26 protein-coding genes are annotated in these 25,237 nt (G+C 64.6%); 13 read left to right on the top strand and 13 right to left on the bottom strand.

Annotation, left to right across the window (positions count from 1 at the left end; all coding sequences use genetic code 11):
- Window position 1: 1 nt before the first annotated feature.
- From N5B55_RS22195 to fliE, 7 genes are read right to left on the bottom strand one after another with little or no spacing between them, the layout of a single operon-like run.
- The gene (locus tag N5B55_RS22195; RefSeq protein ID WP_304540098.1) at window positions 2-844 is read right to left on the bottom strand and encodes a phytanoyl-CoA dioxygenase family protein; all 843 of its coding nucleotides are present in this window, start codon (window positions 842-844) and stop codon (window positions 2-4) included.
- On the bottom strand, window positions 829-1,980 hold the full coding sequence (locus tag N5B55_RS22190) for a DegT/DnrJ/EryC1/StrS family aminotransferase (RefSeq protein ID WP_304540097.1): 1,152 nt from the start codon (window positions 1,978-1,980) through the stop codon (window positions 829-831). The genes N5B55_RS22195 and N5B55_RS22190 overlap by 16 nt, the downstream gene beginning before the upstream one ends.
- Complete coding sequence (rfbC, locus tag N5B55_RS22185) at window positions 1,977-2,570, bottom strand: dTDP-4-dehydrorhamnose 3,5-epimerase (protein WP_304540096.1); 594 nt, start codon at window positions 2,568-2,570, stop codon at window positions 1,977-1,979. The genes N5B55_RS22190 and rfbC overlap by 4 nt, the downstream gene beginning before the upstream one ends.
- Complete coding sequence (rfbG, locus tag N5B55_RS22180) at window positions 2,567-3,673, bottom strand: CDP-glucose 4,6-dehydratase (RefSeq protein WP_304540095.1); 1,107 nt, start codon at window positions 3,671-3,673, stop codon at window positions 2,567-2,569. Before rfbG ends, rfbC begins: the two co-directional genes overlap by 4 nt.
- Window positions 3,658-4,431: a glucose-1-phosphate cytidylyltransferase gene (gene rfbF, locus N5B55_RS22175; RefSeq protein ID WP_065855831.1), complete on the bottom strand. Its 774-nt coding sequence runs from the start codon at window positions 4,429-4,431 to the stop codon at window positions 3,658-3,660. The genes rfbG and rfbF overlap by 16 nt, the downstream gene beginning before the upstream one ends.
- A 10-nt stretch (window positions 4,432-4,441) precedes the next feature.
- A complete protein-coding gene (locus N5B55_RS22170; RefSeq protein ID WP_304540094.1) occupies window positions 4,442-5,560 on the bottom strand; it encodes a glycosyltransferase family 2 protein in 1,119 nt (372 codons plus the stop codon).
- A 36-nt stretch (window positions 5,561-5,596) separates the two neighbouring features.
- On the bottom strand, window positions 5,597-5,938 hold the full coding sequence (fliE, locus tag N5B55_RS22165; RefSeq protein WP_027679898.1) for a flagellar hook-basal body complex protein FliE: 342 nt from the start codon (window positions 5,936-5,938) through the stop codon (window positions 5,597-5,599).
- Between the two features lie 281 nt (window positions 5,939-6,219).
- Between fliE and fliF the strand changes: the two genes are divergently transcribed.
- The 6 genes from fliF to N5B55_RS22135 all read left to right on the top strand — a co-directional run bounded on the left by fliF (window position 6,220) and on the right by N5B55_RS22135 (window position 13,432).
- A complete protein-coding gene (gene fliF, locus N5B55_RS22160; protein ID WP_065855824.1) occupies window positions 6,220-8,055 on the top strand; it encodes a flagellar basal-body MS-ring/collar protein FliF in 1,836 nt (611 codons plus the stop codon).
- Window positions 8,052-9,044, top strand: coding sequence for a flagellar motor switch protein FliG (gene fliG, locus N5B55_RS22155; RefSeq protein WP_065855822.1), 993 nt, complete (start codon window positions 8,052-8,054; stop codon window positions 9,042-9,044). Before fliF ends, fliG begins: the two co-directional genes overlap by 4 nt.
- A gap of 35 nt (window positions 9,045-9,079) precedes the next feature.
- Entirely contained in the window at window positions 9,080-9,817 is a 738-nt protein-coding gene (fliH, locus tag N5B55_RS22150) for a flagellar assembly protein FliH (protein WP_304540093.1), read from the top strand.
- A complete protein-coding gene (gene fliI, locus N5B55_RS22145; protein ID WP_065855818.1) occupies window positions 9,807-11,243 on the top strand; it encodes a flagellar protein export ATPase FliI in 1,437 nt (478 codons plus the stop codon). The genes fliH and fliI overlap by 11 nt, the downstream gene beginning before the upstream one ends.
- A gap of 108 nt (window positions 11,244-11,351) precedes the next feature.
- Complete coding sequence (gene fliJ / locus N5B55_RS22140; RefSeq protein WP_065855816.1) at window positions 11,352-11,816, top strand: flagellar export protein FliJ; 465 nt, start codon at window positions 11,352-11,354, stop codon at window positions 11,814-11,816.
- Window positions 11,817-11,854: 38 nt separating this feature from the next.
- Complete coding sequence (locus N5B55_RS22135) at window positions 11,855-13,432, top strand: flagellar hook-length control protein FliK (RefSeq protein ID WP_304541779.1); 1,578 nt, start codon at window positions 11,855-11,857, stop codon at window positions 13,430-13,432.
- A gap of 376 nt (window positions 13,433-13,808) precedes the next feature.
- Here N5B55_RS22135 and N5B55_RS22130 read toward each other — a convergent pair whose 3' ends face one another.
- On the bottom strand, window positions 13,809-14,786 hold the full coding sequence (locus N5B55_RS22130; protein WP_065855814.1) for a DedA family protein/thiosulfate sulfurtransferase GlpE: 978 nt from the start codon (window positions 14,784-14,786) through the stop codon (window positions 13,809-13,811).
- A 154-nt stretch (window positions 14,787-14,940) separates the two neighbouring features.
- Here N5B55_RS22130 and N5B55_RS22125 point away from each other — a divergent pair, with 154 nt between their 5' ends.
- Window positions 14,941-15,489 (top strand): GNAT family N-acetyltransferase, encoded by a 549-nt coding sequence (locus N5B55_RS22125; RefSeq protein ID WP_304540092.1) that lies wholly within the window; start codon window positions 14,941-14,943, stop codon window positions 15,487-15,489.
- A 98-nt stretch (window positions 15,490-15,587) separates the two neighbouring features.
- On the opposite strand, the gene N5B55_RS22120 is transcribed toward N5B55_RS22125, so the two are convergent.
- Window positions 15,588-15,755: a DUF6726 family protein gene (locus N5B55_RS22120; RefSeq protein ID WP_369812458.1), complete on the bottom strand. Its 168-nt coding sequence runs from the start codon at window positions 15,753-15,755 to the stop codon at window positions 15,588-15,590.
- A gap of 420 nt (window positions 15,756-16,175) precedes the next feature.
- On the opposite strand from N5B55_RS22120, the gene N5B55_RS22115 reads away from it, so the two are divergent.
- From N5B55_RS22115 to N5B55_RS22095, 5 genes are all read left to right on the top strand, one after another.
- Complete coding sequence (locus N5B55_RS22115; RefSeq protein ID WP_304540091.1) at window positions 16,176-16,523, top strand: hypothetical protein; 348 nt, start codon at window positions 16,176-16,178, stop codon at window positions 16,521-16,523.
- A 127-nt stretch (window positions 16,524-16,650) separates the two neighbouring features.
- Window positions 16,651-16,953 (top strand): hypothetical protein, encoded by a 303-nt coding sequence (locus N5B55_RS22110; RefSeq protein WP_178962310.1) that lies wholly within the window; start codon window positions 16,651-16,653, stop codon window positions 16,951-16,953.
- A gap of 89 nt (window positions 16,954-17,042) precedes the next feature.
- Window positions 17,043-17,714 carry a DUF1345 domain-containing protein gene (locus N5B55_RS22105; protein WP_178961304.1) on the top strand — a complete coding sequence of 224 codons (672 nt, stop codon included), beginning with the start codon at window positions 17,043-17,045 and terminating at the stop codon, window positions 17,712-17,714.
- Complete coding sequence (locus N5B55_RS22100) at window positions 17,711-18,748, top strand: AI-2E family transporter (protein ID WP_065855808.1); 1,038 nt, start codon at window positions 17,711-17,713, stop codon at window positions 18,746-18,748. The genes N5B55_RS22105 and N5B55_RS22100 overlap by 4 nt, the downstream gene beginning before the upstream one ends.
- Before the next feature lie 739 nt (window positions 18,749-19,487).
- On the top strand, window positions 19,488-20,729 hold the full coding sequence (locus tag N5B55_RS22095) for an MFS transporter (RefSeq protein WP_154207503.1): 1,242 nt from the start codon (window positions 19,488-19,490) through the stop codon (window positions 20,727-20,729).
- A gap of 179 nt (window positions 20,730-20,908) precedes the next feature.
- On the opposite strand, the gene N5B55_RS22090 is transcribed toward N5B55_RS22095, so the two are convergent.
- The gene (locus tag N5B55_RS22090; protein ID WP_304540090.1) at window positions 20,909-21,535 is read right to left on the bottom strand and encodes a LysE family transporter; all 627 of its coding nucleotides are present in this window, start codon (window positions 21,533-21,535) and stop codon (window positions 20,909-20,911) included.
- A 100-nt stretch (window positions 21,536-21,635) separates the two neighbouring features.
- Between N5B55_RS22090 and N5B55_RS22085 the strand changes: the two genes are divergently transcribed.
- A complete protein-coding gene (locus N5B55_RS22085) occupies window positions 21,636-22,502 on the top strand; it encodes a LysR family transcriptional regulator (protein WP_304540089.1) in 867 nt (288 codons plus the stop codon).
- An 11-nt stretch (window positions 22,503-22,513) separates the two neighbouring features.
- On the opposite strand, the gene N5B55_RS22080 is transcribed toward N5B55_RS22085, so the two are convergent.
- From N5B55_RS22080 to N5B55_RS22070, 3 genes are all read right to left on the bottom strand, one after another.
- Window positions 22,514-22,789 carry a hypothetical protein gene (locus N5B55_RS22080; RefSeq protein WP_065855799.1) on the bottom strand — a complete coding sequence of 92 codons (276 nt, stop codon included), beginning with the start codon at window positions 22,787-22,789 and terminating at the stop codon, window positions 22,514-22,516.
- Between the two features lie 341 nt (window positions 22,790-23,130).
- On the bottom strand, window positions 23,131-24,177 hold the full coding sequence (locus tag N5B55_RS22075) for a LacI family DNA-binding transcriptional regulator (protein ID WP_304540088.1): 1,047 nt from the start codon (window positions 24,175-24,177) through the stop codon (window positions 23,131-23,133).
- 163 nt (window positions 24,178-24,340) lie between these two features.
- Window positions 24,341-25,219, bottom strand: a complete 879-nt coding sequence (locus tag N5B55_RS22070; protein ID WP_065855795.1) for a 2-hydroxy-3-oxopropionate reductase — start codon at window positions 25,217-25,219, stop codon at window positions 24,341-24,343.
- Window positions 25,220-25,237 lie beyond the last annotated feature (18 nt).

The raw sequence follows: 25,237 nt of genomic DNA, 5'->3' as shown, positions 1-25,237 counted from the left end.
GTCAGGCTTCCACGGAGAGTTCGGGGTGGACGGTACGGAAATCGACGCCGTTGGCGTACGAGCCCTTCCAGCCGTGCGAGCGCCCGGTCGGCTCGCAGAAATTGAAGTAGCGGAATTGCATCGACCAGCGCGAACGCTGGCTTGTGTTGTGTCCCGAGGCGTGCAGCACCAGGAAGTCAACCATCACCAGATCGCCGGGCTTGGTCAGCGGTTGCACGTGCGGATAGCGCGCGAGGTAGCTCGCCTCGTCCTTGATCAGCAATGCGTAGGCGCCTTGCTTGCCCGCGTTGTCCGGGTCGGCGCTGAAGACGGGCAGCGGGCCTTCGACGTGCGAGCCGGGGCAGAACTCCACCGGCCCGATCTCGGGCGTGATTTCGACGAGCGGGCTCCAGAACACCACGCCGTCCAGGCTGCGCAACTGGGCCGGATATTCCTGATGCCAGTTGGCGCGAAATTTCTCTTCGCGCGGGTTGTCGATGCGGATGCCGGAGCCGGCGTGCGCAATGCCCGGCAGGGCACCAGGGCGCACGCTGCGAACGAGCTGCTCATGGCGCTCGTCGCCCAGCAGCCGGACAAACGCCGGGATCTGTTTGACTGCGTCATACACCTCGGCGCCGTACTTGCGATTGGCTTTGATCAGCGCCTGATAACCGTCGTCGAACCGTTCCGGTGCAAATGGCGCTCGCTCGATGTCGAGACGGTATTTGTCGATCACCAGACCGATGATGTCGTAGACCGCGCGCTGAATCGGCTCCACCTGCGACGGCGCATAAAAGTCGCGCAGGATCAGCAGGCCGTCGCGCTGGAAGGTCTCGATCTGGTCGGGGGTCAGGATGCCAGGCATGTCAGCGTCTCCTGGTGTTCGCGCACGAGATCGAGCACGACGTTGCATACCGTCTTGATGTTCTCGCTCGACATGTCGTGATACGACGGCAGGTTGATGGCGCGCTCGGCAATCGCGTAGCTGTTGGGCGCGTTGTGGCGCGCGGTGGCGGCGGACGTGCCGAACAGCTCGGTTTCGCTCAGCGGGTAGAAGAACACGCGTGCATCGATGCCGTAGCGCGAGAAGGCGGCCAGTAGCCCGTCGCGCGTAATGCCAAGCGCTTCGTCAAACACGACGGTGGGCATCCAGTAGCTGTTGAGCGTGCCAGGCGCCTCGGGGTTCAGCGCAAGGCCAGCAACGCCGCCAAGGTGCGCCTGATACTCGGCAAAGATCTCGCGCTTGCGTGCAACCAGTGCGTCGATGCGCTCAAGCTGCGCGCAGCCGATGGCGGCCTGCACGTTGGAAATGCGGTACTTGAAACCGATGAAGTCGGACCAGAACTGCTTGCCGCCCGGGACGCGACCATGGTTGTTCAGCGTCATCACGCGGTCGTACAGCGCGCGGTCGTTGGTGACGAACATGCCGCCTTCGCCCGTCGTCATGGTCTTGGTGCCATGGAACGAGAACGTGCCGAAGATGCCCTGCGAGCCGGTTGCGTGCCCGTGCCAGCGCGAGCCGACGGCTTCGGCCGCGTCTTCGATGACGGGAATGCCGTGGCGCTTGCCGATGTCCAGCAGGCGGTCCATCTCGCACAGGTTGCCGTAGAGGTGCGTGGCGATGATCGCTTTCGTGCGCGGCGTGATGGCGGCTTCCACGAGCGCCGGGTCAAGGCACCACGTATCCGGCAGGATGTCGACAAACACCGGCGTCGCGCCCACGTAAGTGATGGGTGATGCCGTGGCGATCCAGTTCGTGTCGGCCAGGATCACCTCGTCGCCGGCGCCGATGCCGAGCGCGGCCAGCCCCATGTGCATGGCACCGGTGCAGCTTGAGGTGGCAATGGCGTACTGCGTGCCGACAAATTCGGCAAACTGTTTTTCGAAGCGGTTGATGTAGGCGTAGCACTGGTCGCCCCAGCCGTTGCGTGCGGCGTCGGTGGCGTATTCGACTTCCAGCTCGGTGATCGACGGCTTCGAGTACAGAATCTTTTGGGTCATGGCTGTTCCTGCAGTTCAGGATTCAGGGCTCGCAACGCGATGCCTGCAAATGCGTCGGTCAGCGGCGGATGGTTGCGGTCCCGGTCGGAGCATTCGGTCATGTCGAGCGGCCACTCGATGGCCAGGCGGCTGTCGGTCGGGTTGAGGCCGTCTTCAGCGGCTTGCGCGTACGGCGTCGAGGTCAGATACAGCAGCTCGCAATCGTCTTCTAGCGCCTGGAAGCCGTGGGCAAAGCCGCGCGGCACCAGCAGGCTGTTGTGGCGCTCGGCGGACAATTCCACCGCATGCCATTGCAGGAACGTCGGCGAGCCTGCACGCAGGTCAACGGCCACGTCGAACACACGGCCGCGCACGCAACTCACCAGCTTGATCTCGGCATGCGGCGGGTACTGAAAATGCAGCCCACGCACGGTGCCGCGCTTGGCGGAATACGAGTGATTGATTTGCGCGATCGGGCTGTCAAAGCCGGCGGCGGCCAGTTCGTCTGCGCAGAAGAAGCGCGTGAAGTAGCCGCGATGGTCACCGATCACCTTGCGGTTGATTTCGACCATGCCGGCCAGCGGCGTCGGTTGGATGGTGAAGCGGCTCATGCGGCGCTCCTGAAAGCGGCAGCAGACGCGGCGGCGGTGAAGCGGTCGATCTGCTGGTCGCACAGCGCGCGCGCATCCGCGGTTTTTTCATGCAGATGCCGATACCACGCGGCGGTCTGTTCCAGCGCGGTCTCGAACGGCCACGCCGTCTGCCAGCCCAGATGCTGGCGCGCCCGGCTGGCGTCCAGATGCAGCATGCCGGCTTCATGGCGGCCGGCGGCGGCATGGGCGTCCAGTTGCCAGATCAGCGCGGGCCAATGGTGTTGCAAGCCTTGCAAGACCTGTTCGACGGTGCGCGTGGCGGCGCTGTCCGGGCCGAAGTTCCAGGCGGTTGCGCACGCGGCGTCACCGGCCAGCAGCCGTTGTGCGAGCACCAGGTACCCATGCAGGCAATCCAGAACGTGCTGCCACGGCCGGGTGGCGTGCGGCGAGCGGATGACCAGCGGCGTACCGGCACGCATGGCACGCTCGGCATCGGGAATGAGGCGGTCTTCCGACCAGTCGCCACCGCCGATGACATTGCCTGCGCGGCCGGTGGCCAGCAGCGGGCCGTTGGCGAAAAACGCGCGCCGGTAGCTTGCGGCCACCAGTTCGGCGCAAGCCTTGGAGGCGCTGTACGGATCATGGCCGCCGAGCGCATCCGTCTCGCGGTAGCCCCAGGCCCACTCGCGGTTGTCGTAGCACTTGTCGGTGGTGGCCACCACGATGGCCGACAGGCCGGCGCAGGCGCGCGCGGCTTCCAGCACGTTTACGGTGCCCATCACGTTGGTGGCGTAGGTGCCGGCCGGGTCCTGGTACGACGCACGCACCAGCGGTTGCGCCGCGAGGTGAAACACCACGTCGGGCCGCGCCGCCGTCATCGCGGCACGCAGGCCATCCGCGTCACGGATATCGCCCAGCGTGTGGCCGGCCATGGCCGATTCCACCTCGGCCAGCGTAAAGAGATTCGGGTTCGTTTCCGGCGCCAGGCTGTAGCCGGTCACATCGGCGCCAAGCTGGCGCAGCCACAGTGCCAGCCAGCTGCCCTTGAAGCCAGTGTGCCCGGTCAGGAAGACGCGCTTGCCCGCCCACGCACGCGGGTCGAGCGTCACCACTTTTTCCACGGTGCACTCCCCGATTGCCACATGGCTTCGAGACTGTTCTTGTCGCGCAGCGTGTCCATCGGCTGCCAGAAGCCATGGTGCTCGAACGTGCTCAACTCGCCCATCTCGGCCAGGCGATTCATCGGCTCGCCTTCCCAGTGGGTGTCTTCACCCGCGATGTATTCGATGACGGCCGGGTTCAGTACAAAGAAGCCGCCGTTGATCCAGGTGCCGCCGTCGCCGGGTGGTTTCTCCGTGAAACCGGTCACACGGTTGCCATCGCGTTGGAGCATGCCGTAGCGGCCCGGCGGCTGCACGGCCGTCACCGTGGCCATCTTGCCGTGGGCGCGGTGGAAGGCGATCTTGCTGGTGATATCGACGTCGGACACACCGTCGCCGTAGGTAAAGCAGAAGGGCTCGTTCGGGTCGAGATACGCGGCAACACGCTTCAGGCGCCCGCCAGTCATGGATTGCTCGCCGGTATCCACCAGCGTGATACGCCACGGCTCGGCATGGCGCTCATGCACGGTGACTTCGTTCTTCGACATGTCGAACGTCACGTCCGACATGTGCAGGAAGTAGTTGGCGAAGTACTCCTTGATGACGTAGCCCTTGTAACCGAGGCAGATGATGAAATCGTTGATGCCATGCGCGGCATAGATCTTCATGATGTGCCACAGGATGGGGCGGCCACCAATTTCGATCATCGGCTTGGGCCGCAGGTGCGATTCCTCGCTGATGCGCGTGCCGAGGCCCCCGGCCAGGATGACTGTCTTCATGATTGCGTACTCATGCGGCGACGGCGGCGCTGCGTTCCTGCATCTGCCGCGCAATGTCGGAATAATGGTTCGACTTGATGGCGAGGGTGTCGGCGAGGGCCCGGTAGGTCAGCGCCAGGTACTTGGCGGCGGCAAAGCTGCCGCGCCCGAATACGGCGGCGTCCAGTTTGGGCTGCTCGCCAATCTCCAGGCACTTCAGGAAGGCGTTTTCTGCCATCGGCAGCCATTGCTTTTCGGCTTGTGCGGGGTCTTGCGCGGCAGCTTCGAACATCAGGTGTCCGAGCATGTAGAAGTAGTCTGGCGAGCCCGACCACTCTTCCATCCATTCACCCGCCAGCGTGATGGCCGCGTCGAGTTGCTTCGATTTGGAAAGACACGCCAGCAGGCAAATGCACAGGTCATGCCGATATGGCGCCACCTTGGGTGCCCTTGCGAGCGCGCGCTGATAGTGCGCAGCGGCCTCGGCGGGGTCTTTCTGGTTGATCTCGAAGTCTTTGCCGAGCTGGTACAGCACATACGGGTCATCCGGATGCGTGGCCAGCTCGAGTTGCAACAGCGTGTGGTTGCGCCCACGCTTGCGGTCCAGCTTGGCGTTCATGTAGCCGTCGTGACCAATCACGAGCGGCAGGCGCACCCGCTGCAGGTTGGCCGCGGTTACGACCGGCTGCTCGTGGATGCGGCCCTGATAGCGCACGCCACGCGGCAACAGACGTGCGATCCAGCTGTTGGAATGCTCCACATGGCCGGAAATGTCGTATTCGCTGCGGATGCAAACCACGCCGAGCAGCGGGCCAAAGCCGCAAGCGTTGCGCAGCTCTTCCGTGCCGCCCTCGATCCATTCGTCGGCGTCCAGCACGAGGTTCCAGTCGGCATTGGCGGCGGCCAGCGCGGCATTGCGGGCGGCGGAAAAGTCATCCACCCACGTGAAATGCTGCACCTGGGCGCCGCACGCCTTGGCGATCGCCACGGTGTCGTCGGTCGAGCCGGTGTCCAGCACGATCATGCGATCGACGTGCGGCTTGGCGCTCATCAGGCAGCGCTCGATGCAGGCGGCCTCGTCGCGGGCGATGACGACCAGCGCAAGACTGCCCCTGGCTGGCTTGGCGCGGTGTTTGGCGTGTTTGGACATGCGACGCGAAGAAAAATTAAATCTATAGAAGTGACGTCAAATCGACATACTCATGATGCTTTGATACGCCGAGACAAACTTGTTGCGCACCTGCACCGCCGTCTGCATGTCGATGTTGGCCTTCTGCAGCGAGAGCATCACGTCATGCAGATCCACGTCGTTGTTGCCCATTTCGAAGCTGCGGGAAACGGACTCGGCCTTCTGCTGCGACGCATCCACCCGATCCAGCGACGACTTGAGCACCGCGCCAAAGTCGACGCTGACCTTGGCGTCGTCGCCGGAGGCCGCGCCGCCCGCGCCAATGCCGCCCACCTTGGTGGAGGGCGCCAGCACGCTGTTCATCAGCGAAACCACTGAATTGGCGTTCGTAATATCCATGTGAAGTCAACTCCTCTTTGCTCGTATTGCTTGCGGCGCCGCTGCTTGGCTGCCTGGGCCGGCTTTCCTGGGCGTTTTCCGCCCGGGCCGGCTGGTCGCTATGGCGCCACGGTGATGCAAAGGTAGCCGCCCGGCGGTCGTTCCCAAGCGCCCAAAAGAACGGGAAAAGGCCCTCTTCTTGGCAATTTGCTTGCGCACCCGCTGCCGATAATGGCAACCACGGAGCCATGCCCAGATGTTGGGCGACCGCTCAAGCAACGTAGTCAGTCAGGAGATTTGGGATGCCAACGACAGCCGATTCGGTTGCTGTCGCCGACACGCTAGGTACGGTGGATATGCCGGCGGTGGGCCAGGGCGCGATGACGCGCCAGAACGCGGGAGGTGCAGGTGCGCTGGGCGCCCTGGGCCCGCTCGGCCGTCTGTCGCCGCGTCTGCTGATGACGATCGGCGGTGCAGCGCTCGTGGCTGTCATTGCCGCCGCGATGCTGTGGAGCCGCGGTCCGGACTATCGCGTCCTGTACAGCAATGTGTCCGACAGCGACGGCGGGGCGATCATCGCTGCGTTGCAGCAAATGAACGTGCCTTACCGCTTCGCCGAGGGCGGCACCGCCATCATGGTGCCCGAGACGAGCGTGCACGAGGCCCGCCTGAAGCTGGCGTCGCAAGGTCTGCCCAAGGGCGGCCAGGCCGGCTTCGAGCTGATGGAAAACCAGAAATTCGGTACCAGCCAGTTCACCGAGCAAGTCAATTACCAGCGCGCCCTGGAGGGTGAGCTGGCCCGCACCATCCAGGCCATGCAGGAGGTGCAATCCGCCCGCGTGCATCTGGCGATGACCAAGCCGTCGGTGTTCGTGCGCGAGCAGGCCAAGCCCAGCGCCTCGGTGCTGCTCAAGTTGTATCCGGGCCGCATGCTCGATCGCTCGCAGGTGCAGGCCATTGGCCACCTGGTGTCGAGCAGCGTGCCGAACCTGCCGCTGGCCAACGTGACGGTGGTCGACCAATCCGGCCGCCTGCTGTCGTCTTCGTTCCAGGACAACGCCTCGGGCCTTGACCCGACGCAGCTGAGCTACGTGCGCGATGTCGAGCAGGGCTACATCAAGCGCATCGAAGCCATCCTCGGCCCCGTGGTGGGTGAGGACAACGTGCGCGCGCAGGTGACGGCCGACGTCGATCTCGACAACACCGAGCAGATGGCCGAGACGTATCGTCCGAACCAGGACCCGGCCAACGCCGCCGTGCGCAGCACCCACACCGCTGAAGCCACGCAGAACAAGGCCGACGCCCAGGGTGGTGTGCCGGGCGCGCTGTCCAACCAGCCGCCGACCGCGCCGCGCATGCTGCCGACCGCACCGGCTCCGGCTTCGGCGTCGCAGCCGGCCGCAACCGGCCCGAACGGCCAACCGCAGCAAGCGGCCGCTGCCAACACGAGCGGCACCGCAACCAACGGCAATTCGTCGAGCACCCGCGACACCACCACCAATTACGAAGTCGACAAGACCGTGCGCCGCACCCGCGCCGCGGTGGGCACCGTGCGCCGCCTCTCGGTGGCCGTGGTGGTCAACTACCGCGGCGACGGCAAGACGTGGAAGCCGCTGTCGGAAGCCGAGATGGTCAAGCTGAACGCACTGGTCAAGGATGCCGTGGGCTTTGACGCCAAGCGTGGCGACTCCGTCAACGTGGTCAACAGCCAGTTCTCGGGCACGCTGCCTACGCCCAAAGACGACCTGCCGCTGTGGAAGCAGCCGGAGATGATCCAGTACGCCATCCAGGCCGCCAAATACCTGGCGCTGGCCATCGGCTTCCTGATCCTCGTGTTTGCCGTGATCCGTCCGGCCATCCGCTCGATGGGCAAGAAGGCCGAGCCGGTCACGCCCACGTTCGTTGGCCGCGAGGGCGAAGACCCGAACGCACCGATCATCACCGGCGCCGCGGCTTCGGCCGGCCCCGAACTGGAAGGCCCGGCGGCTGCCGGCGCCGAATCCGAAGAGCTGCCGGACGCGCTGCCGCAACTCAAGAACAACGACTTCGAGAAGAAGCTCGAGACCATGCGCCGCGTGGCGCAGAGCAACCCGCGCGCTGTCGCGGCCGTCATCAAACAATGGGTGAGTAACGAATGAGCGCCGAAGGACTCCAACGCAGCGCCATCCTGATGATGTCGCTGGGCGAAAGCGAAGCCGCCGAAGTGCTCAAGCACCTGGGCCCGCGCGAAGTGCAGAAGCTGGGCGCGACCATGGCCGCGCTGAAGAACGTCTCGCGCGAGCGTGTGCTCGACGCCTTTGATGCGTTCTTCGTTGAAGCCGAAGACCTGCCGCTGGACGTGGATTCGAACGAGTACATCCGCACCGTCTTCCGCAAGGCACTGGGCGACGACCGCGCCGCCAACATCATCGACCGCATCCTGTCGGGCGGTGACACCAGCGGCATTGAAGGCCTGAAGTGGATGGACGCATCGTCGGTGGCGGAACTGATCCGCAACGAACACCCGCAGATCATCGCCACGATCCTGGTCCACCTGGACCGCGACCAGGCGTCGGAAATCCTCACCTATTTCACCGAGCGCCTGCGCAACGACACCATCCTGCGTATCGCCACGCTCGACGGCATTCAGCCCAGCGCACTGCGCGAGCTGAACGACGTGCTGACCAAGCTGCTGCAAGGCAACGACCACCGCAAGAAGAGCGCGATGGGCGGCGTGCTTACGGCAGCGGAAATCCTCAACCTGGTGCCGAGCGCCGTGGAAAGTTCCGTCATCGAAGGCGTGCGTTCGCGCGATCCGGAGCTGGCCGATGCCATCGTCGAGAAGATGTTCGTGTTCGACAACCTGATCGACCTGGATGGCCGTGCGCTGCAGACGCTGCTGCGCGAGATCAGCCAGGACGTTCTGGTGGTGGCGCTCAAGGGCGCCAAGCAGGAGTTCCGCGACAAGGTGTTCGCCAACATGTCGCAGCGTGCCGGCACGATGCTCAAGGAAGAACTGGAAGTGCTGGGCCCGGTCAAGGTGTCGGAAGTCGAAGCGCAGCAGAAGGAAATCCTGGTGGTTGCGCGTCGCCTGGCCGACGAAGGCGAGATCACGATCGGCCGGAAGGCGGAGGACGCTTATGTCTGACCGTGCCGGTTGCCCTGTTGTGACGGAGCGCTGAGATGCCGCGTCCGCCGATCATCCCGCGCGACACGCTGGTCGAATACCAACCGTGGGAACCGACCGACTTCCGGCGGCAGGCCGCAGAGGCTGCTGTCGCCGCCGAGCCGCCGCCGCCTCCGCCTGAGCCCGAAGAGCCGCCGATTTCCGAAGAGGAATGGCAAGCCGCGCTGGACGCCGAACTTGCCACTGCGCGCGACGAAGGCCGCCGCGATGGGTTTGCGCAAGGCTTTCAGGATGGCTTTGAACAAGGCCGCCGCCAGGGCGAGGAAGATTCAAAGCACATCGCCACGCTGATGCAATCCGTGCGCGAAGCGATCGACCAACTGAACGGCAGCGTTGCCGAAGAGCTGGTTGATCTGGCGCTGCAACTCGCGCAGCAGTTTCTGCACGGTGCGCTGCGTGCGCAGCCCGAGCGCATCCTGCCGTTGATTCGCGAAGTGCTGGGCGATGCGCCCACCGCACCGGCACCCGCCATGCTGCGCGTGCATACCGATGACGCTGAGCTGATCCGCCAGACGCTGGGCACCGAGCTGGCCGCCGCCGGCTGGACGCTCGTCGTCGATGCCGCCATCGAGCGCGGCGGCTGCCGCGTGCAGACCCGCTTTGGCGAAACCGATGCCACGCTGCAAACCCGCTGGGCCGAACTGACCCGTGCTTTGGGCCGCGACACCGCGTGGCTTGCCAGCGAGCGCTCTGAAGCAGAACGCGTTGCAGGAGGCGCACTCCATGTCGCCTGAGACCGTGCAGCCCGCCGCCGACAATCCGAACCTGCGCGTGTGGCAAACCCACCTGCAGCAGACCGCGCAGCGTGCGCGTCTGGCGCGCCCGGTGGTGACGTGCGGCAAGCTCACGCGTGTCGCAGGCTTGGTCATGGAAGCCGTTGGCCTGAAGCTGCCGGTGGGCAGCGCCTGCCGCGTGGAACTCCCGCACGGCCGCCACGTGCTGGCCGAAGTGGTGGGTTTTGCCGAAGAGCGCGCCTTCCTGATGCCGCAAACGGATCTGGTGGGCGTGGTGCCCGGTGCGCGCGTGTTCCCGCTGGAGCCGCAACGTCTGCCCGTGTCGAGTGAGGACGGCGCCGACCCGACCATTTCGCACAGCAAATTCCTGCCCGTGGGCCCGCGCCTGCTGGGCCGCGTGGTGGACGCCAACGGCGAACCGCTCGACGGCAAGGGGCCGCTGGGCGCGCATGAAGACCTGGCCTGGGGCACGTTGAACCCGGCGCCGCTGAACCCGCTCAAGCGCAAGCCGATCGAGCATGTGCTCGACGTGGGCGTGCGCGCCATCAATGGCCTGCTGACCGTTGGCCAAGGCCAGCGTCTGGGGCTGTTTGCCGGCTCGGGCGTGGGTAAGAGCGTGCTGCTGGGCATGATGGCCCGCTACACGGAGGCCGACGTCGTGGTCGTGGGCCTGATCGGCGAACGCGGCCGCGAAGTCAAGGAATTCATCGACGAGATTCTTGGTGACGAAGGCCTGGCACGCTCGGCCGTGGTGGCGGCGCCCGCCGACACCTCGCCGCTGATGCGCCTGCAGGGCGCCGCTTACGCCCACACGATTGCCGAATACTTCCGCGACCGCGGCTGCAACGTGCTGCTGATCGTCGATTCGCTCACACGTTATGCGATGGCGCAACGCGAGATCGCCCTGGCCATCGGCGAGCCGCCAGCCACCAAGGGCTATCCGCCCTCGGCGTTTGCCAAGCTGCCCGCGCTGGTGGAGCGTGCCGGCAACGGCATGGTCGATGCCAACGGCCGCGGCGGCTCCATCACCGCGTTCTACACCGTGCTGGCCGAAGGCGATGACCAGCAGGACCCGATTGCCGATGCGGCGCGCGCCATCCTGGACGGCCACTTTGTGCTCTCGCGCAAGCTGGCCGAGCAGGGCCACTACCCGGCCATCGATATCGAGCAGTCGATCAGCCGTGTGATGTCGGCCATCGTGCCGCGCGAGCAGCTCGACACGGCCCGCCGCTTCAAGCAGCTCTACGCCCGCTACCAGCGCAACCGCGACCTGATCGCCGTGGGCGCCTATGCACGTGGCAGCGACCCGGTGACCGACCAGGCCATCGCGCGCTACCCCGACATGGAAGCGTTCCTGCAGCAGGGCATGTTCGAGAACGAAAGCCGCGAGCACACGCTGGAAAAAATGCAGGGAGTGCTGGCGTGATGCGGCCGCTTGACACTGTGAAGCCGCAAGCGTTGCGCAAGCCGAAGGCTAAAGCCGCCGGGTTTGCGTCCGATGGGTTGATGTAACGGGAAGCTGGAGGGTCTACCGATGACCACCATGAACAAGCCGTTCCGCCTCGAAACCGTGCTGGAACTGGCCCAGAAGGACACCGAGAAAGCCACGCAGGAAGTCGGCCGGCTGATGAACACGCGCGAGGCCGCCACGCAAAAGCTCGCTCTGCTGTCCGACTACCGCAACAACTATCACCAGCAGATGCTGAGCAGCGCTGAAGGCGGCATGGACGTCACGCGCCTGCGCAACTATGCGGCCTTTATTGACCGCCTGGGCAATGCCGTGCACCAGCAGAAAGGCACCATCAACGCGCTGGAGCAGCAGCTTGCGATGAGCCGTGCCAACTGGCTTGAAAAGCAACGCCGCGAGCAGTCGTTCGACATCCTGCGCCAGCGCCACATTGAAGAGCAGCGCCTGGACGAAGAACGCCGTGCCCAGCGCGACAACGACGAACACGCCGCCAAGGTGATCCGCATGCGTGCGGCACAGGGCGGCAATTGAAGACCAACGCGAACACGCAGTCGCAAGATGGAGTCAACGTGGGCTTGAGTGCCACCCCCAACGCCGCTGCCAAAGACCTGGGCGCCATGCTGTCGGCCGGCAACACCGCCGCCGCCGACAAGACGCAGGCCCCGTCGTCGGGCACCGATACCTTCGGCAACCTGTTGTCGGACCGCATGGCCCAGGATGCCGCGCGCCGCCGCGCCGACGCTCAGTCCACCGCGGACGATGCCGCCCGCCGTGCCGATATCGCGCGAAAGGACGCCACCCGCACCGATGCCGCGAGCAACGGTCAGGACGCCAAGCCGGCCGACGGCAATACGCCCGCGCCGGCCATTACAACGCCCGCCGGCAGTACGGCGGATACGGCCAGCGCCAAGCCGGCCCAGCCTGCAGGCACCAAGGATCTTGATACCGCTGCGCAGCAGGCGGTAGCCGATCCGGCTGCCCAGTTGGCGGCCCAGATCGAGGCCGCACGCCAGGCAGCCCAGCAGGCCGCCGCAGCCATGCAGCAGCCCGTTGCACAGCCAGCACCCCAAGCGAATACCAAGGCCGATGCCGACTTGGCAACGCCGGTGACCGGTAAATCGCCCGCAAATGACGCCGCCGCACAGGCGGCAGCAAACGTGGCTGCTAACGGGGCCCAAGGCGCCGTTGAGCCGGCCGCGACGGCACAGGTCGGCCAGGCGGGCTTGCCTGCCGCCAAGGACACCCAGGCGAACGCTGGAAACACCCCGACGCCGCCCGCCACCGCGCTGCCCGACAGCGGCACGCTGGCCCAGACCATGGCCCGTACGCGCGCCGTGGCCGACAACACGCCGCCCGCAGCGCGCCAACTCGGCACCACGTCGTCTGCGCAGGGCGCCAATGCCGACCACGGCCTGGCGCGCCGCAGCGACCTGAGCGCACACAGCACCGTCACGCAAGCGGCAACCGCTGCCGTGACCGATGCCTCCAGCCGCGCCAGCAATGGCGGCAACGCTGGCACGGACAACGCCGGTACGCAAGCCAATGCGCAAGGCAGCGGTGCGTTGTTCCAGGGCGTGCTGTCGCGTGCGAATGGCGACGCCGGCATGGCGGCTGCACCTACCTTTGCGGTAGGCGGCGCCAATGCGGGTGGTGCAGCAGCGGCATCGATCACGCCGCAGCAAGTCCACACGCTGCCCACCTTCGGCGACGCCGCATGGCCGCAGAGCATGGCCAGCCAGCTCGCCTTCATGCAAGTGCATCGCCAATCGTCGGCCGAGCTGCAGTTGAACCCGGCGGAGCTGGGCGGCATGCACGTCAAGCTGGAAGTGGACAACGGCGCGGTCAACGCGAGCTTTGTCTGCCAGCACCAGGCCGTGGCCGAACTTGTGCAGGACGCCATGCCGCGGCTGCGCGACGCCATGCAGCAAGGCGGGATGCAGCTTGCGCAAACATCCGTCAGCACGGGCGACTTCAGCCAGCAGCAGAACGCATCACAAGGCGCATCGGCGCAAAACCAGGGTAGCGGTTCGGGCAATGGAAGCGGCGGCCGCTATGGAAGCGGCGGCTCGCAAGACACCACCGATACGCTGGCAGTGGCACCGCGCCGTGTCTCCACCCACGAGGGCGCGATCGACACGTTTGCCTGACGTTGGCCCCGCGGCGCCTAAAGTTCGGTGCAACCCTGCCGTTAATACGCAGGAGTGCCATGGAAAAATGGCCAGCCGCAAGGCAACGAAAGAGGGACGGGAAATAACAAAAGCGAGGGCGCCGCGCATCGATTTGACGCGGCAGCGTCGCCAACGAATAACAAGGGGGTCAAGTCCGACCGGCGAAGAAGGGATCAAACGGGGATCATTTCGCCACATCCGTCCTCGGGCGGATGCACACGGACCGATGCGGGGTGTCCGAGCCGGGGGGCTGGCGCACCGCATGTTTGCCGTACTTACGGGAGAGCGCACCGAGAGGTGCGCTTTTTGTTTTTGTGCGTCCGCTTTGTCGTCGCGGCGCGCATGCGGGCCAGCCTCAGGCGCCCGCTTCCGCCGTTGCGAGTGTGGCGGGCGTGACCGATACGACGTGCTCCACGCCATAGCCGCGCTCCACCCATGCATCGATACCGCCATGCAGCGGACGCACGCGCTTGAAGCCGCGGCCCATCAGTGTGCGCGCCAGCATGACGGCAGACGCCTCGTTGGGGCAGGCGCAGTAGATGATGATCTCGCGGTCGGGGCCGTCGATCTCGATCGCGCGGTTGCTGCTGGACATGTCGTACAGCATTGCCCCAGGAATGCGTTGCGGCTGCAGCATGCGCGAGCTGTCGGCGCGCACGTCGATAATGACGGGTGCCGCGCCAGATTCGATCAACGCGTGCAACTCGTCGGGCGAGATGCGCGCCATCTCCAGCATCTTGCGAAAGCGCCAGCGCTGCAGCCAGCGCGCCGCCACATACACCGCCACCAGCAACGCGATCAGCAGCACGGCGCGCGTGCCGAGCAGGTCGAGCTGGCGCAGCGCCTGGTCGATGCTGTCGTGCGCGACGCGGCCCAGCAGCAGCCAGAGCGTTGCCCAAATTGCCGAGCCCACCAGGTTGTACAGCGCAAACGTGCTGAACGGCGTGCGCATTGTGCCCAGCAACGCAGACGATACGGTCGACAAACCCGGGATGAATTTCGCAATGAGCAGCATCGGCGCGCCCCAGCGCTCGAACTGCGTACGCGTGCGCCGCACGCATGAATCAGGCGACAGCGACACGCGGCACAGCAGTGCCATGACGTGTCGGCCATAGCGCTTGCCTGCGAAATACCACAGTCCGTCGCCCAGCAGTGCGCCGGACACCGCCGCCGGTGCCAGCTCCATCAGGTAGAGCGGTCCGTGAAACGTGAGCGCGCCGGCCACCAGCAGCGTCGGCACGGCCGGCAGCGGCGCGCCGGCTTGCGTCAGCAGCACATTGAGGAACACGGCAAACGCGCCGTATTCGGCGATAAGGGGGAACAGGTCATGCATGGCAGGAAGGGCGCAGGAGGCAAATGCGTTTGCCAAGTTACCGCATTCCGGCGCTGCCCGATAGCCATGTCACCGGAATGCACTCGGCGATATGCGGTGCGTGTGAAATTGGCGTGACAATGAACGCTTCATACCGCTTCCCCATCCTGCCGCCATGTCTTCTGCAATGCCCATCCATGCCTCCGCTTCTTTACGCGTTCCCGGCGCCGTCGCCATTCGTGCGGCTACTGTCGAGGATTTGCCGACCATCGTCGGCATCTATGCACATAACGTGCAGACCGGAACCGCCAGCTTTGAGATCGACGCCCCCGACCTGGCCGAGATGACGCGCCGCTTTCACGCCTTGCAGGATGCCGGCATGCCTTACGTTGTGGCCGAAGCCGACGGTATGTTGCTCGGCTATGCGTATGCCGGCCCGCATCGCGCGCGACCCGCTTATCGCCATACGGTGGAAGACTCCATCTACCTGGACAGCGCCGCTCAGGGGCGGGGCGTCGGGACATTGCTGCTCGAGGCGCTCATCCGCGAATGCCAAGCGCGCGGTTTCAAGCAGATGGTGGCCGTGGTGGGCGGCGGCCGCGAAAACCCGGGTTCAGCCAAACTGCACGCGCGCTGCGGGTTTCGGGAGGTGGGCGTGCTTGAGGCGGTGGGCTACAAGTTTGGTCGTTGGCTCGATTGTCTGCTCATGCAGCGGGCGCTGTGAAGTGCGGCTCGCGTCCATATGAGGATGAGGGAGACTCAGTCTCGGCCCTTTTCGACGATGGCAGGTCTCCCGCCCAGCCGCAGACAATCGGCGACCCATCAATCAATGATGTCCGCGCAGGCGTCGGTAGGTGCGGCCGCCACATGCCCGACCAGCGGCACCATCTTCAGGCCCGCCGATGCCACGCGGCACGGCGCGGCCGCCACACCGCAGCCGGAAATGCATGCAGCACCAAGCAGGGACACAGCGAGCAGAAGGCGTTTCATCATGGGTGGCTTTGAAAGCGAATGCCGCGCAGTGTGACACAGAGTCATTCGCCAACCTGTGCGCGTTTGTATCGGGAAATGACAATCTGTGCGTGTTCCAAGACCATGATGCGATGCGGCAGAACGCAACAATCCAACACGTTCGGAGACCGCACAACGCTGACTTTTGGCGAAAAAGTCACATCCTTTGTTTGCGCAAATCGGCCCGCCAGCCTTTGCTACAGGCCGCAATGCCAATGTTGATGCGGGTTTTCCCGCAATTTCAAATATCGCAACAATAAATTGTCTGTCGCGACATTTATTGTCTGAACAGGCTCGCCTACGATGACTCCATCGAATGCGGCGCCGCAGCGAAAAAGAAGATCCCGGAAACGTCCGGATCACCTGCCCGACGCGCTGCGCCCTTCTGGAGAAGACATCATGAAAGCCCAACGTACTCTGATTGCCGCCCTGATCGCCCTGGCAAGTGTGCCGGCCCTGGCGGCAGCCAAGTTTGACGTGTACACGCAAGGTGCTGCGCAAGTCAGCCAGCGCTTTGACGTGTACTCGGATGGCGCCAAGGTTGGTGACAAGTTCGATCCGTACACCCAGGGGGCAAAGGCCGGCAGCAAGTTTGACCCGTACACCGAAGGCGCACTGGCCCGCGCAGGCAAGTTCGATACCTACACCGAGGGTGCCAAGGCTGGCAGCAAGTTTGACCCGTACACCGAAGGCGCGTTGGCCCGTGCAGGCAAGTTCGACACCTACACCGAAGGCGCCGTGGCCTGAGCCAGGTTCCTTACGCAAGAACGCCCGCACATTGCGGGCGTTTTTGTTTGTGTTACCTGGAAGCACAATGATTGCGAACCGAGTCGCCGTTGTGGCGTCTCACCCTCATCGCAACCCGGAAGTCATGATGATTCGTTCCCGTCGTCCGACCCGCTCCCTCCTGTGCCTTACGCTGGCCGCGGCCGCCATGCTGGCCGCCTGCGCGACCGTCACCCCGGGCGTATTCCAGATCACCGTGCGGGATGCCGATGACAAGGTACTGGAGCAATTCCAGTTCCAGGCCAGCTCGCAAGGGTCGCTTGAGACTGCCATGATCGGCATGTGCCGTGTGTATCCGGACGCCACTGTCATCGCGGAACAGCTCTCAACGCACGAGCGTCTGCAGGAGCGTTGCAAGCGCTCGTTCGCTTCCATCCTCTTGCCGTCCTGAAGCGGCGCCGAAGCGGCTACCATGTCGCCTCAACGGGCTGGCGTTGCCAGCCTTGTGTGAGCACACCGAGGCACGCACCTGAGGCGCACGTGAACCCGCAAGACAAATCCTCCGAGTTTTCCCAGGTTTCCCGCTTTGCCGCGACACGGCCGCGCCTGTTGTCGGCGTTTGCGCTGGGCGCCGCCGCGGTTGCTGTCCTACCCGCACATAGCTGGCTCTCCCGCCTGCTGCTCGGCTGGGACATCGCCGTGTGGGCGTACCTCATCCTGATCATGGTGATGATGTTGCGCGCCGATCCACTCCGCATCCGCGCCGTCGCCCGCCATGAAGACGAACGGGCTTCAGCCGTGCTGGCGGTCGTCTGCCTAGGGGTGGTGGCCAGCATGGTCGCCATTGCGTTCGAACTGGCGACCGCGAAGTCGGCAGGACATGCGCAGACGTCGCACTACGTGTTCACCGGCATCACGGTGCTGGGTGCGTGGCTCATGGTGCCGATGATGTTCACGGTCCACTACGCGCATCTGTATTACCGTGCGCCCCACGAGCCGCCGCTACGGTTTCCCGACGAACAGATCGAGCCCGATTATTGGGATTTCCTTTACTTCTCCTTTACGATCGCGGTCGCCAGTCAGACGGCCGATGTCAGCATTCGATCGCGCGCCATGCGTCGGGCGGTGCTGGGACAATCGCTGCTGTCGTTCTTCTTCAATACGAGCATCCTTGCGCTCTCCATCAACATTGCCGCCGGCCTGTTCTCATGACGATGCTACCTCCTGAGCTTCCCCCCAACGCACAGACTCGCCCGATCAACGCTGTCAGCTACGTGCTGGTGGCCGCCATGATTGCAGCCGTGCTGTGGCTGCATCTGCTGCCAGCCGCCATTGCCGGCTTTCTTGTCTATGCGCTGGCCCGCAAGCTGGAAGCGCGCCTGCGCGCGCGGCGCACGGTTTCCACACGCGCCAGGGCGAGCGCGGTGATTTGCGTGTTCGTGATCGCAGCCCTGATTCTTGCGGGACTCGGCATCGGGATCGGCCGCCTGGTCGAGCACGGTCATGGGCTCGAAGGCATGCTTACCCGCATTGCCGATGTGCTCGACAATTTGCGCGAGTCGCTGCCGGCGGCGGTGGTGAATTACGTGCCGCAATCGGTGACCGAGTTGCGTGTGCAGCTCGTGCAGATGCTCAAGGAGCATGGCCACCAGGTGTCGACCATAGGCATCGATGGACTGCGAGCCAGCGCATTGATGCTGGTGGGTCTGATCTTGGGCGCGATGGTGGCCTGGTCGGAAACGCCCGACGCCGAGCACCACAAGCCCCTGGCCGGAGCACTGGTGAGCCGGCTGAGCCGGCTGACCGATGCGTTCGACGCCGTGGTGTTCGCACAGGTGAAGATCTCCGCGCTCAACACGGCCCTCGCGGCCATCTATCTGCTGGGCGCGCTGCCGCTGTTCGGGCAGCACGTGCCGTACTCCAAGTCGCTGATCCTGCTGACCTTTGTGGCGGGGCTGATTCCGGTGGCGGGCAACCTCATCTCCAACACAGCGATCGTGGTGATGAGCGTGACCGCCTCATTGGAGTTGGCGGTGGCGTCGCTCATCTTCCTGGTGGTGGTGCACAAGCTGGAGTACTTCGTGAATGCGCGCATCATTGGCAGCCGTATCGACGCGCGGGCTTGGGAGCTGATCCTCGCGCTGATCGTGATGGAAGCGCTGTTTGGCGTGGGCGGCGTGATTGCCGCGCCGGTGCTGTACGCCTATATGAAGCGTGAGTTGACGGACGCCGGGCTCATCGGCTGACACGTTTCCCGTTGATGCGTGGGGTGACCCGCCAGCGCCCCCGCGCTGACGGCATCGGCAGAAAAGAGCGCGCCCTACGGGACGAGGGGCGCGCAATAACTCGCTGACCGAGAGACGTCAGCGAGCCGAGGGTCGGTACATGGGGACGAAGCGGGCGGCGGGCGCGTGCCGTCGCCAGTGACATCCACGGCTTCGGACGTGACGAAGCAGCAGACGACCCGGTCGTCGAGCAGGGCCTGATAGAAAAGGTCTCCCATCGCGCGGCATAGCGTTCCCGTTAGCAAGATCATCATGGCTCCCCTCCCATGTTGGCCGATGTGCGGCATCGTCGATGCTGGTCATCGGTTCGGGTTGCGGATCATCGTGCGTGTGAAGCGGCTCACGCATCGGGCTCCGTCAGGCCGTCGGCACTGGCGCCAGGCTGGTGTTGCGGCGTCGTGCTGCAGTCCATGCTGGCGAGTATAGAAAGCGTCTCCTGGGCGGCCATGCTACGAACGGAGTAGCCCCGCGCGAGAAAACGGCTAACACGTTAGCTACCTGCCAGGGCAAGCGGGGCCAGGGTTTGCGGGAAAACGCCTCCTGTTTTAGTGAAAGGGGCGCGGCGTGAGCTGACGCTTCTGCCGTAGCAATAGATTGTCCGGTTTGCGCTAATCGTTGTCGAAGTTGCGGTAACACGCCGGCCCCGTTTAGGCGGAAGATTGAGCGCTTCCTCGCCTCAACTTTGTGACCTCAAACCATCATGCAAACCACCGCAAACGGCACGGCCGCTGCCCCGGCGACTGCCGCCGCGCAGGCCGACAAGACCGGCTTTGGCGTGATCGGCGCCATCAGCTTCGCGCACTTCCTCAACGACATGATGCAGTCGTTGATCCTGGCGATCTATCCGCTGCTCAAGGGCAACTTCCATCTCGATTTCTCGCAGATCGGGCTGATCACGCTCACGTACCAGATCACGGCGTCGCTGCTGCAGCCGATGGTCGGGCTGTACACCGACAAGCATCCGAAGCCATATTCGCTGGCTGTGGGCATGGGCTTTACGCTGGTGGGGCTGCTGTTGCTGTCGGTGGCGCCCAACTTTGGCACGGTGCTACTGGCGGCGGCGCTGGTGGGCACCGGCTCGTCGATCTTCCATCCGGAATCGTCGCGCGTGGCGCGTATGGCCTCAGGCGGCCGCCATGGGCTGGCGCAGTCGCTGTTCCAGGTGGGCGGAAATGCGGGCAGCGCGATGGGTCCGTTGCTCGCGGCAATCATCATCATGCCGTATGGGCAGCACAGCCTGGCGTGGTTCTCGATTGCCGCGCTGATCGCTATCTTCGTGCTGTATCACGTGGGCGGCTGGTACAAGCGTGAACGTGCCGCTGGCCATGGCCGCAAGGCAGGCGGCCGTGCGCACGCCGCGATCAAGCTGTCGGGTGGGCAGGTCGCGTTTGCGATGACGCTGCTGGTCGTGCTGCTGTTCTCCAAGTACTTTTACCTGGCAAGCCTGAACAGTTATTACACGTTTTTCCTGATCACCAAGTTCCACCTGTCGGCGCAGACGTCACAGCTGTTCCTGTTCCTTTTCCTGTTCTCGGTGGCGGTGGGCACGATCGTGGGTGGCCCGATTGGTGATCGCGTCGGCCGCAAGGTCGTGATCTGGGTGTCGATTCTGGGCGTGGCGCCGTTCACGTTGCTGCTGCCGTACGCCAACCTGTTCTGGACGGCCGTGCTCACGGTGATCATCGGGCTGGTGCTGGCCTCGGCGTTCTCGGCCATCCTCGTGTATGCACAGGAGCTGATTCCCGGCAAGGTCGGGATGGTCTCGGGCCTGTTCTTCGGGTTTGCGTTCGGGCTGGGCGGCATCGGCGCCGCGGTGCTCGGCAAGCTGGCCGATGCGACCGACATCTACAACGTCTATCACCTTTGCTCGTTCCTGCCGCTCATCGGCCTGTTGACGGTGTTCCTGCCGGATATCGAACGCAAGCGCCAGCAGGCGGCATAGCGCACCGCACATCGCGTACAGATGCAGCGCGGCGGACGTCCCTCCCGGACGCTCCGCCGCTTTGTTTTGCGGCATTACTTCTCGATGGCGTGGATCTGTCCCGCCCCACGCCAGTCATCAGCAGAAGACCTGGGGCAGACGGCACGGGCGCAGGCACGGGCAGGCTGCGGTGTGCGACATCACGCAAGCCGCGCAAGGCCCAGTGCCAATCCCAGTCCGATCAGGATCACGCCGATCACGCGGTCGACGAGGCGTTGACGTGCCAGCAGAGAACGTCGCAACGCACCGGACGCAAACACCGATGCCACCAAGGCAAACCACACCGCATGCGCCGCCGACATGAACACGCCGTAGCCGAACTGCGCGACCAGCGGCGTGCCTGCGTGAACCACCTGCGTGTACGTGCTGACCACGAACAGTGTCGTTTTTGGATTGAGCGCATTGGTGAGAAAACCCATGCGCAGTGCAGCAAGGGTCGATAGCGTTGGAGCGCCCGTGCCGTAGGCGGCTGTTTCGCCGCCGGGCAACGGCTTGGCCGACAGCGTCTTCCAGCCAATCCACACCAGGTACGCCGCGCCCACCAGCTTGATTCCCTGCAGAAGCGCCGGAGCATGCGCTATCAGCAGCCCCACGCCGAACATCGTGTAGAACACGTGCACCTGCACGCCCAGCGCAATGCCCATCGCGCAGAGCACGCCCGCGCGCCGGCCATGCAGCAGGCTGTTGCGCGTGACCATGGCAAAGTCCGCGCCCGGACTGATGACGGCGAGGATGGTGATGACGGCAACAGCAAGGAGTTCGGCCATGACGGTGCAAGCGCAAAGTGAGGATGCGCCGATTCTGGATGCCGCCGCCATCGCTGAAAATCGATTTATGATGCCGTTTTTCGGTGAGAAAAACTGACAGATGGCGCTGCCTCCGCTGAATACCCTGCGTGTTTTTGAAGCTGCCGCCCGGCATGGCAGCTTCGTGCGGGCTGCACAGGAATTGCACGTGACGCATGGGGCGGTCAGCCGGCAGATACGGCAGCTGGAAGTCTCCTTGGGAGTCGACCTGTTCGAGCGCCGCAACCGCGCTGTCTTCCTGACGCCGGCGGGCGCACAGTTGCATGCGGCTGCCGCCGATGCGTTCGAAATCCTCACGGATAGCATCGACCGGATCGCCCGCCGGGCCACGTCTTCCGCGCTGGTGGTGTCATGCGAACCCACGCTGGCGATGCGGTGGCTGATCCCGCGGCTGTCGCGTTTTCAGGCCAGGCATCCGGCCATCCAGGTGCATCTGTTTGCAGCGGGCGGCCCCATCGATTTCGCACGCACGGGTGTGGACGTTGCATTGCGCCGCGATGACTTTGCATGGCCCGCGCACGTGCACGGGGTCGCCATTTGCGAAGAATGGATCGGCCCGGTGCATGCCCCGCAAGCGGATATCGCCGCGCGCCGACGGCTGCTGCACAGCGCCACCCGTCCTGACGCATGGCAGGCGTGGTGGCGCGCCAGTGGCACGGCTTGGCCACGCGGGCGCTTGCCCGAGGCGCGCTACGAACATTTCTATCTCAGCTTGCAGGCTGCGCTGGCGGGGCAGGGCACCGCCATTGCGTCAAAGCTGATGGCCAGCGATGACCTGAAAGATGGACGGCTGGTTGCGCCGGAGGGGTTCCGGCGTGACGGCTCGGGTTACTACCTGCTGTCCGATTCGCCTATTGCGGCTGACAGCGCGGCCGGAGCGTGGCTCGCCTGGTTGCGCGAAGAAACGGCCGCCACGCTCGCGGACTAGCGCAAGGCGGCTTATGCAGCCGCGTGCCCGCCGCGCAGGATGCCCCGAATCGTAGCCAGATAGGCCTCGCCGACGGCCCGGTTGAGTGGTCGCGCGCGGCGCGGTGCCGCGCGTTTGCGCGGCGGCGGCGTCAGGCCCAGCGTGCGGCAGACTTCCGACGCATAGGGCCGCCCCCGCACATCCATGCGCAACACGACTTCGTTGAGCGCCTGTTCACCCAGACGCTCGCGCAGCCAGAGCACCGTCTGGCGGTCGTACTCGTTTTCGATGCGGATAAGGTCGTCCATGGCAAATGCTGTATAAATTTACAGTTACTGTAAATATATACAGTTGTCCACAGATTTCAAGGACGATGTTGTGCCGGATGGCGGGATTTTTCAGACCTGGGAATCACTTCAAGTGTTGGTGGGCAGCTTGAAGGCCCGCCGCTGTCGCTCGCTACCATGCGGGGGGATTCTTCAGCAATTGCTGATTCGACGCGCTATGCGGTCTGGCCTCGTTGTGATCGTGGCGGCATCCAGGAATGACGACGCGCGCATAGATGCGCATCGGCCCGTCAGCTACGGTATTGAGCTTTGACTTGCAAGCGAACGGACAGATCAGTGCCGTTGAGCAGCGCAACCAATGACTAGGCTTTGCGTCGCGGCTTGGATGTGGGTAGGCGCACGGCTTCTTTCTCCACCTCGCGACGCCGGGTCGATTCCCGCACGATCAGGCGCGGTTCGAGCAGTGAGTATTCACCGTTACCATCGTGGCCAGCCAGCACGTCGAGCAGCTTCTGCATGGCCACCTCACCCATGCGCTCGCTCTGCAGATCCATCGTGGTGAGCGCGGGCGATGCGTATTCCCCATAGGGCACGTTGTCGAAGCCCACCACCGATACGTCGTGCGGAAGCTTGAAGCCAAGCGCGCGGGCCTCTTTCATGAAGCCGAGGGCGATGAGGTCGTTGTAGCAGATCACCGCCTCCGGACGCTTGGGCGCAAGCATGATGGCCGAACAGGCGTGCTCGCCCGCCTGCGCCGACGGCGCATGGGCATCATGAACGTCGATCGTGAGTCCCGCCTCCTGGAAGCATTCGGTCACACCGCGAATACGCTCCGCGTTCCAGCGCGACTGCCCAAAGCCCAGATAGGCGACGTGCCGGTGGCCCTCGTTCAGCAAGTGTCGCGCCAACATGTACGCTGCCAGATGGCTGTCTGTGCCGACACTGGGGATGGGCAGATCACGCGTGCGGCCGAACAGCACCACCGGCTTGTTCAGATCGATCATCCATTGAATGGCTTCCTCCGGCATGCGGGAGCTGACGATCATGCCGTCCACGCGCTGCGCGAGCGCTTCGATCAGTTGACGCTCGCGCTCCTGGCTTTCTTCCGTATCCACCAACAGGAGTGTGTAGTCATTCTGCAGGGCGATCCGGTTGGCGCCTTTCACGATATTGGTGAAGTGCGGGTTGCGGATGTCGAGGATGGCCAAGCCGATGGTGCGCGTCTTGCCCGTGATCATCGAGCGGGCGAGCGGGTTGGACCGGTAGCCGAGCTGTTCGATCGCTGCCTTGAGTTTGGCTTCCACCGGCGCAGAGAAGCGCTGCGTGCTGTTCATGTATTTCGACACGGTGGCCACCGAGACCTCGGCGGCGGCGGCAACGTCTCGGATGGTCGGAGAGCTCTTCTTCATCAGGTGGCACGTGCGGGGTGGTTGGCCGCTGCACGAAGACGCCAGCGGCCAATGATGCGGGAATTATAGGTGGAGAACGTTTTCCGTCGGCGCCAGTGAGCACCTCTAAGGCCATCCGCGCCGTCCAGTCTTGGGCCTGTTTCAAGACACCCAGGTGACTGCCTCAGGCGACGGTGTGATTCGCCATCAGCTCGAGCGCGCGCACCATCGCGGAGTGGTCCCACGCCTTGCCGCCGTTGGCCGCGCACACGCTGAAGAGCTGTTGTGCGCTGGCTGTGTTCGGCAGGGCGATGCCGAGCTTGCGTGCGCCTTCCAGCGCCAGGTTCAGATCCTTCTGGTGCAGCTCGATGCGAAAACCCGGGTCGAACGTACGCTTGATCATGCGCTCGCCATGCACTTCCAGGATGCGCGACGAGGCAAAGCCGCCCATCAACGCTTCGCGCACGCGTGCCGGATCGGCGCCGGCCCTGGAGGCGAAGAGCAGCGCTTCGCCTACGGCCTCGATGGTCAGTGCCACGATGATCTGGTTGGCCACCTTGCAGGTCTGTCCAGCGCCGGATTCGCCCACATGGGTGATGTTCTTACCCATCAGCGCGAACAGCGGCCTGGCGCGCTCGAACGCCGCTTCCTTGCCGCCGACCATGATGGTGAGCGTGGCATCGCGCGCGCCGACTTCACCGCCGGAAACAGGCGCATCGAGGTAGTCGGCGCCGAGCGCTTCGACACGCTTGGCAAACGCCTGCGTCTCGATGGGCGAGATCGAGCTCATGTCGATGAACAGCTTGCCGGCCGTCAGGCCCTGCGCGACACCATCTTCGCCAAACAGCACGTCGGCCACGTCGGGCGTGTCCGGCACCATGGCGATGACGATGTCCGCTGCGTGCGCAACCGCCGCCGAATTCTCGACAACGGTGGCGCGCGAACGCAGATCGTCCGGCACGGAATGTTTGCCGCTGACGATGAGGGTGTGGTCGCCCTTGAGCAGGTTGCGGGCCATGTGGGCGCCCATGATGCCCAGGCCGATGAATCCGATGGTTGCCATGATGTTCGTCCGTATTGT

Origin of the sequence: Ralstonia pickettii (assembly GCF_030582395.1) — a bacterium.
GTDB lineage: Bacteria > Pseudomonadota > Gammaproteobacteria > Burkholderiales > Burkholderiaceae > Ralstonia > Ralstonia pickettii_D.
Note: the sequence above shows the minus strand (reverse complement) of the source record. Positions and strands in the feature narration are given on the sequence as shown.